The following is a 6,216-nucleotide window of genomic DNA, read 5'->3' as shown; positions in this document are numbered from 1 at the left end:
ACAACATCTTCATCGAGCGGCTATGGCGAACCCTGAAATACGAGTGCGTCTACCTGCATGCTTGGGAGACCGGATCGGAGACGAAAGCGGCCATCCGGAAATGGATGACCTTCTATAACCACCAGCGACCTCATTCAGCCCTGGCCGGCCAGCCTCCGGCGCTGGTCTATTGGCAGAGAAATGATAACAATCAACCCGATCAGCAGGTGCAACGAGTAGCTTAAATTATGCCGGATCCTGTCCAATAGATGGGGAGTAGCTCAAAGGTCGACAAAACGCCCGTCAGTCCCGCACAGACCCTTGAGGCGGAGGATGCTACGAAGAAACACAATCAGCGCGACGATGGCCGCGGGGAGGTTACCACCGACGAACCTCTCAAGAATATCGCGGACGCTAACAAGTAAGGGGAAGTCGGTACCAAAAAGGGGAGAGTAATCATGCGTAAGATTGCCCCGACGCGTGATAAACCGCGTAGCGCGAAGGCGTTCTTTTTCGTTGTCGCAGCAGCTTTCGGCGTTGCTGCTGCGATGGTTCTGTACATGTCGAGCCAGCAAGTTCCGGCTATTACCGGGGCCCAAGGCGTGGCTGCACCAGATGTCGAAGTCAGCACGCCTTAAAAGCTTGGCCGGAGCGTCAAAGTAAGCTGCACATGCCGACCGCGCTAAGATTTGTTGCTTGTACGTAAAGGAAGCAACTAGGCCTGATCTTTGTCGATCTTACTCTTTGCCCCGGCAACGGCGGCCTGTACAACATGCTCGACTTTGGATGCGATGGTATCGCCGCCCTGAGGCACGAGACCCTCATCCTTCGCAGTCTCAACTGCTGCGGCATAGCCGGCTTTCGCGGCATCGGTTCCACGATCCGCTAAATTCGCAGCAACGTCTGTGGCTTCATCCAACAAGCGATCTCGTGCCGGCCCTACCCAGCGATCCTCGACACTCGATCTCGGCAGCGCTGCGGCGATGACAGCTCCAGCTGCAAGCGCCAATGCCCCAAACAGGAGCGGCTGAGACTCCATCTGCTGCCCGGCCCGGCGCTGGAAGTCGGACGCTCGATCGCGCACCGCATCGTAGCCCTCATGAACAGCATGCTGAGCGTCATGCAGCCGACGATTGGCCGCGTCCGAATACTCGGCAACTTTTTCGCCCGCTTTCGAGGAATAGTCCGAGGCTGCATTGCGGGCCTGATCGGAATATTCGTGAATACGGTCTCCGAGCCCCTTTTCGGGAGAGCCAGCTTGCATTGAACGAGCGGTCCGGTCGTAACCGTGCTGCGGGGTCCGTCCGGTCGGTGTATACGGGAGACGCGGATCCTGTGGCTCTCTGCGTGCTACGCCGGTTGCAAGCAAAGCGAGACCAAGGCCAATCATACCGAAGGCAACGGGTTCGGCACGGATTTCTCGGCCTACGGCGACAAGGGTGCCACGGGCATCGTTGATGCCGACGAACCGCGTCGCATCATTGACGACATTTTCCACCGAAAGGCGGCTCTTCAAAGCGTCGAGAGTACTCTCGACGTTTGCGCGATTTGCTTCGACTTCGGCTTCGATCTTATCGGGAGAGTCGGTCATTTGAGTTGATCCTTTGCGAGCTTGGCGTCGCGGCTGGTCTGCTCGACCGCGCGTTCTGGAAGCAGGGTGGAAACGGAGAGATTCTTTTTGCCTCGGACCATCAGGATGGCACCGATGACAAACAGCACGCCACCGACGATAACGGCTGCCCAAGTCGGTCCGACCCAGTGTGCAAGTGCGAGGACAAGGGCCTGAAGCAATACGATCGCTGCGAGAAGCATGATGATTGCACCAGCGGCAAGCATCTCGGCACCCGCCGCGAGTTTGCGGCCTGACTCGTTGATCTCGGACCGGACCAGTCGACCTTCGCTGCGCACCAGTTCGGTTAGGTCGCGGACAAGGTCGCTTAGCAGTGTCGCGATGCCGCGAGGATCAGAGTCCCTGTTGTCATAGGCCATGCTTATCCTCCCGGCGCAGAGCCTCGGGTGAAGTATCCGTAACGCTGGCACCGGACGGCTCGCGCATCGTGCTGCCGGGTGTGCCGAATACCGGAGGTTCGGTGCCGGGATCGCGGGCCTGGCTCGCCGTGTATCCGGACTCTCGCTGAGCCCGGTAGGCCGGAGGCTGCGTATTATCGTCGCGGCGACGATCGTCATACTGCCCCGGCCGATATGGGTTAGATTGGTTTGAAGACCCATCTGCGTTCTTATGTTCCGACGCAGTCAGCAGACGCCCGACAGCAAGACCGGCGAGAATACATCCGCCGATGAAGATTGCCGGATTGGCGCGTGCGTAGGCAGAGACTGAGCGTGTCAGATCGCTGACGGATTGCCCGTCAAGTTCCGAGCTCAGGCTTTCAAGCACATCCGCCCCTTGGCCAAGAAGGGATGACGGAGCAGCACCGATGCCGCTTTCGGCTTTCGCGGCCTGTTCCTTGGATGCGTTGCGAAGGGTCTCTGCAAGGGACCGGAATTCCGCGCCCACGCCTGCCTTACGGCGGTCGAGCTCGTCGGTAACGACGGTTTTGATCGTTGACGCGCCTTCGGTCTTCAAACGCTCGGCATGGCCCGAAAGACGTTGGCGCGCATCCTCGTACTCGTGCCGTGCGGCATCCTTTAGGTCTTCGGTAGGTCTCTGGGTGTCGCCGGTCCGGTTTTGCTCGTTATCGGTCATCGCATGTTTCCTCCATTTGCCCGCATCGGGCATTCCTATGGATCAACGGCGTCAGGCCGGTCTGGTTCACTAAGACGGGCGACTTATACGGTATTCACGATCATCGACGTCTTTGGCGTGAAGCCCGGAATGGCCGGGAGAATTGAGCCGGAACATCAGGATCGAAGAGCAAGTTCCTTTAAGGCAGTGCCGCAACGCGGCGCGTTTCAAGGAAACCGAGGACGTCATGATCGATTATCCGACACCGCCCTATCCCGAACAACAGCAAGACATGCCAGGAACGACCGGCGCGATGACCCCGCGTCCGGATCATGGTGAAGAAAGCTATGCGGGGTCGGGCCGTCTGGCCGGTCTCAAAGCCGTCATCACAGGGGGCGATAGCGGCATTGGTCGCGCGGTTGCCATCGCCTACGCGCGTGAAGGAGTTGACATTCTTATCTCGTATTTGAACGAGCACGAAGACGCGAAAGACACTGCACGTCTGGTCGAGCAGGCGGGGCGCAAGGCAGTGCTGGTTCCAGGCGACATCAAAGAAGCAGCGCATTGCCGCAAGATCATAGATACGGCAGTCAACGAACTTGGCGGCCTCGACATACTCGTGAATAACGCCGCCCATCAGGCGACGTTTGATAGCGTTGCCGACATTCCGGACGAGGAGTGGGAGCTGACATTCAAGGTCAATATCCATGCGATGTTCTACCTCGTGAAGGCAGCCCTGCCGCACTTGAGCGCGGGCGCGTCGATCATCAACACCACCTCGATCAATGCTGATAAGCCAAACCCCGGTCTGTTGGCCTACGCAACAACCAAGGGCGCAATACAGAACTTCACGGGCGGCCTCGCGCAAGCGCTGGCCGAACAGGGTATCCGCGTGAACTGCGTCGCACCCGGTCCCATCTGGACGCCGCTGATCCCGTCGACGATGCCTGCGGAGAAGGTCTCGAAATTTGGCGAGCAGGTCCCGTTCAAGCGCGCTGGCCAACCGGCCGAACTTGCCGCCGCCTATGTGATGCTGGCCGATCCCCGGTCCAGCTACACCTCGGGCGCAACCATCGCCGTCACCGGCGGCCAGCCAATCATTTGAGGAGACGGATATGAAGGCTCTTACCTGGCATGGCAAAAGCGACATGCGCTATGAGACGGTCCCCGATCCGCAGATCGAGGACGCAAAGGATGCGATCATCAAGGTGACGTCCTGTGCAATCTGTGGCTCAGACCTGCATATCTACGACGGCGTCATGGCCTGCATGGAGCATGGCGACGTCATCGGCCACGAGACGATGGGAGAAGTGGTAGAGGTCGGCGCCGACACCAGCAAACTGAAGGTCGGCGACCGTGTCGTTATCCCTTTCACTATTGCCTGCGGCGAGTGCTTCTTTTGCCAACGTGGTTTTTTCTCGGGGTGCGAAAGGTCGAACCGCGACTTCGACAAGGCTAAGAAGATGTGGGGCAATTCGCCCGCTGGTTTGTTCGGCTATTCGCATTTGCTGGGCGGTTATTCCGGCGGTCAGGCGGAATATCTGCGGGTGCCTTATGCTGATGTTGGCCATATCAAGGTGCCGTCGAATCTTTCCGACGATCAGGCGCTGTTCCTGTCGGACATCTTCCCGACCGGCTATATGGCGGCGGAATTCTGCGACATCAAACCAGGCGACACGATCGCGATCTGGGGCTGCGGGCCGGTCGGACAGATGGCGATCCGGTCGGCCTTCATCCTTGGGGCGGAGCGGGTGATCGCCATCGACACCGTGCCCGAACGGTTGGCGCTTGCCGCCGCCGCAGGCGCCGAGGTGCTCGATTTTGCAGAGGCCGACATCTATGACGAGATCATGGCCCGCACAGAAGGGCGCGGCGCGGATGCCTGCATCGACGCAGTCGGGACCGAGCCAGACACCACATCGGGCTTCATGGCGGTAATCGACAGGATCAAGGTCGCGACCTTCATGGGCACCGACCGCCCGCATGTGCTGCGTCAGGCGATCATGTGCTGCCGCAACTTCGGCACCGTTTCCATCGTCGGCGTCTATGCGGGGTTCCTCGACAAGATGCCGATGGGATCGGCGATCAATCGCGGCCTGACCTTCCGCATGGCCCAGACGCCGGTGCAGCGCTACATGCCCAAACTCTTGGGCCTGATCGAGGAGGGGCGGATCGACCCGTCATTCGTCATCACCCACAAAGGCAAGCTGGAAGATGGGCCGGAGCTTTACAAGACCTTCCGCGACAAAGCGGACGGCTGCATCAAAGTCGTGCTGAACCCCTGAGCCCAAGGAAATGACAATGTCCGAAGACAAAACCAAGACCGTGAATGCCATCTTTGCCACGCGCGAAGCCGCAGACCGTGCCGTCGAACATCTGGTGCAGCAGCATGACCTGAACCGCGCAGATGTGTTCGTCGAGGCAATGGGCCCCGAAAATTCGGCAGGGACGGAAGAATCCGGTGGCGATGCCTCACCGGCGATGGGCGACGACGACCGTTCGGATGGCGCCCTCGCCGGGTCCATTCAAATCTCCGTGGATGTCACTGAAAGCGAAGTCGCGAAGGTCCGGAAGGCATTCGCCGACACCGGAGAGAGATCGCCGACGTGAGGTGACCCCCTAATGGGCGGGCGTCTTTTGCGCGCTCGCCCTGCCGGCCGCCGTGACGATGGGGACGACCGCAAGCAATATCCCCGATACGAGACAGCCGATCGGCAGAAGCCCAAGGGGCGTCACCTCGACCTCCGCATGAAGCCCGAGGGGTCTGGTGTGGAAAGTGAACGATGCGCGGTTTGAGTTTCGTTGCATCACGCCTCCGTCCACGCAAGGCAGCCCGCCGCCGGTCCGCGTCCAACCATGACCGCCCCGTGCAGGTATAGCCGCCACCACTCCGCATCCTCGGGCATGTCGAGCGCCCATACGCCTCCCGAGGCGTCTGTGGTGATGAGGTTCGCGCCGACCGCCTCTGCCGCGCGCGTGATCGAGGCGAAACTCGTATTCGGCGCAAAGGCAACGATTACCGGCCCCTTGGGCTCAACTATAGGAACGGCGTTGAGTGCCCCCATGCCGACTGCAGCCATTAGGAGTAAGATACGGATGCCGCGCATTGGGGGCGGAGGGCGGCGTAGGGCAAGAAGCCCGAGGGCGATCGGAACGAACCCAAAGGCCGCGACCCAGCCCAGATCCCAAAGCAGCGGGTTCGCGGCAGCATCCTTGATGCGGTGGATGCCCAGAACGCCGTGCGACAAAACGGCATCAAAGACATGCCATGACCCGAAGCCGATCAGCGTGTTTGCTGCCAAACGTTCAGGGCGCACATCCCCGCGCCATAGCATCCACAGGGCGATGATAAGCGCTGCGAACATGGCAAGATGAAACACGCCATCGGTCATGATCAAGAACCAGACATTCGCGTTCCAATCGGCGTTGTTGCAAAACTCTGCGTGCCGGGGGATTCACGCAGCGGGGCTGGTAGAGTAAGCGTTTCGGCATGAGCAAGCCCGAAGCTGTCCGCTACCGCACGACGAACTGGATATAGCGCGACAATCTGGAAG

The 6,216-nt window shown here is 60.0% G+C and carries 9 protein-coding genes; 5 read left to right on the top strand and 4 right to left on the bottom strand.

The features are described 5' to 3' along the window. Nucleotides 1-224 (top strand): integrase core domain-containing protein (locus CDV49_RS19705; RefSeq protein ID WP_088216976.1); only part of this gene is annotated, 224 nt, incomplete at its 5' end. A 213-nt stretch (nucleotides 225-437) separates the two neighbouring features. Next, nucleotides 438-617 (top strand): hypothetical protein, encoded by a 180-nt coding sequence (locus CDV49_RS19700; protein WP_035715218.1) that lies wholly within the window; start codon nucleotides 438-440, stop codon nucleotides 615-617. Nucleotides 618-694: 77 nt separating this feature from the next. On the opposite strand, the gene CDV49_RS19695 is transcribed toward CDV49_RS19700, so the two are convergent. Genes CDV49_RS19695 through CDV49_RS19685 form a run of 3 tightly spaced genes read right to left on the bottom strand, consistent with a single transcriptional unit; the run spans nucleotide 695 to nucleotide 2,683 of the window. After that, on the bottom strand, nucleotides 695-1,570 hold the full coding sequence (locus tag CDV49_RS19695; RefSeq protein ID WP_035715220.1) for a DUF3618 domain-containing protein: 876 nt from the start codon (nucleotides 1,568-1,570) through the stop codon (nucleotides 695-697). Then, nucleotides 1,567-1,968 (bottom strand): phage holin family protein, encoded by a 402-nt coding sequence (locus tag CDV49_RS19690; protein WP_035715222.1) that lies wholly within the window; start codon nucleotides 1,966-1,968, stop codon nucleotides 1,567-1,569. Before CDV49_RS19690 ends, CDV49_RS19695 begins: the two co-directional genes overlap by 4 nt. Next, complete coding sequence (locus CDV49_RS19685) at nucleotides 1,958-2,683, bottom strand: hypothetical protein (RefSeq protein WP_035715224.1); 726 nt, start codon at nucleotides 2,681-2,683, stop codon at nucleotides 1,958-1,960. Before CDV49_RS19685 ends, CDV49_RS19690 begins: the two co-directional genes overlap by 11 nt. Before the next feature lie 226 nt (nucleotides 2,684-2,909). Here CDV49_RS19685 and CDV49_RS19680 point away from each other — a divergent pair, with 226 nt between their 5' ends. The 3 genes from CDV49_RS19680 to CDV49_RS19670 are packed head-to-tail and all read left to right on the top strand — an operon-like array spanning nucleotide 2,910 to nucleotide 5,272. Further along, nucleotides 2,910-3,767, top strand: coding sequence for an SDR family oxidoreductase (locus tag CDV49_RS19680; protein WP_035715226.1), 858 nt, complete (start codon nucleotides 2,910-2,912; stop codon nucleotides 3,765-3,767). A 10-nt stretch (nucleotides 3,768-3,777) separates the two neighbouring features. Continuing rightward, a complete protein-coding gene (locus CDV49_RS19675) occupies nucleotides 3,778-4,947 on the top strand; it encodes a zinc-dependent alcohol dehydrogenase (protein ID WP_035715228.1) in 1,170 nt (389 codons plus the stop codon). Between the two features lie 16 nt (nucleotides 4,948-4,963). Beyond that, nucleotides 4,964-5,272, top strand: a complete 309-nt coding sequence (locus CDV49_RS19670; protein WP_035715231.1) for a hypothetical protein — start codon at nucleotides 4,964-4,966, stop codon at nucleotides 5,270-5,272. A gap of 197 nt (nucleotides 5,273-5,469) precedes the next feature. On the opposite strand, the gene CDV49_RS19660 is transcribed toward CDV49_RS19670, so the two are convergent. Beyond that, complete coding sequence (locus tag CDV49_RS19660) at nucleotides 5,470-6,117, bottom strand: DUF2243 domain-containing protein (RefSeq protein ID WP_143413219.1); 648 nt, start codon at nucleotides 6,115-6,117, stop codon at nucleotides 5,470-5,472. Nucleotides 6,118-6,216: the final 99 nt, after the last annotated feature.

Source organism: Haematobacter genomosp. 1 (genome assembly GCF_002196855.1).
Taxonomy (GTDB): domain Bacteria; phylum Pseudomonadota; class Alphaproteobacteria; order Rhodobacterales; family Rhodobacteraceae; genus Haematobacter.
Note: the sequence above shows the minus strand (reverse complement) of the source record. Positions and strands in the feature narration are given on the sequence as shown.

Coding starts and splice junctions, on each gene's coding strand:
- CDV49_RS19700 (WP_035715218.1), top strand. CDS start 438: ATGCGTAAGATTGCCCCGACGCGTGATAAACCGCGTAGCGCGAAGGCG.
- CDV49_RS19695 (WP_035715220.1), bottom strand. CDS start 1,570: ATGACCGACTCTCCCGATAAGATCGAAGCCGAAGTCGAAGCAAATCGC.
- CDV49_RS19690 (WP_035715222.1), bottom strand. CDS start 1,968: ATGGCCTATGACAACAGGGACTCTGATCCTCGCGGCATCGCGACACTG.
- CDV49_RS19685 (WP_035715224.1), bottom strand. CDS start 2,683: ATGACCGATAACGAGCAAAACCGGACCGGCGACACCCAGAGACCTACC.
- CDV49_RS19680 (WP_035715226.1), top strand. CDS start 2,910: ATGATCGATTATCCGACACCGCCCTATCCCGAACAACAGCAAGACATG.
- CDV49_RS19675 (WP_035715228.1), top strand. CDS start 3,778: ATGAAGGCTCTTACCTGGCATGGCAAAAGCGACATGCGCTATGAGACG.
- CDV49_RS19670 (WP_035715231.1), top strand. CDS start 4,964: ATGTCCGAAGACAAAACCAAGACCGTGAATGCCATCTTTGCCACGCGC.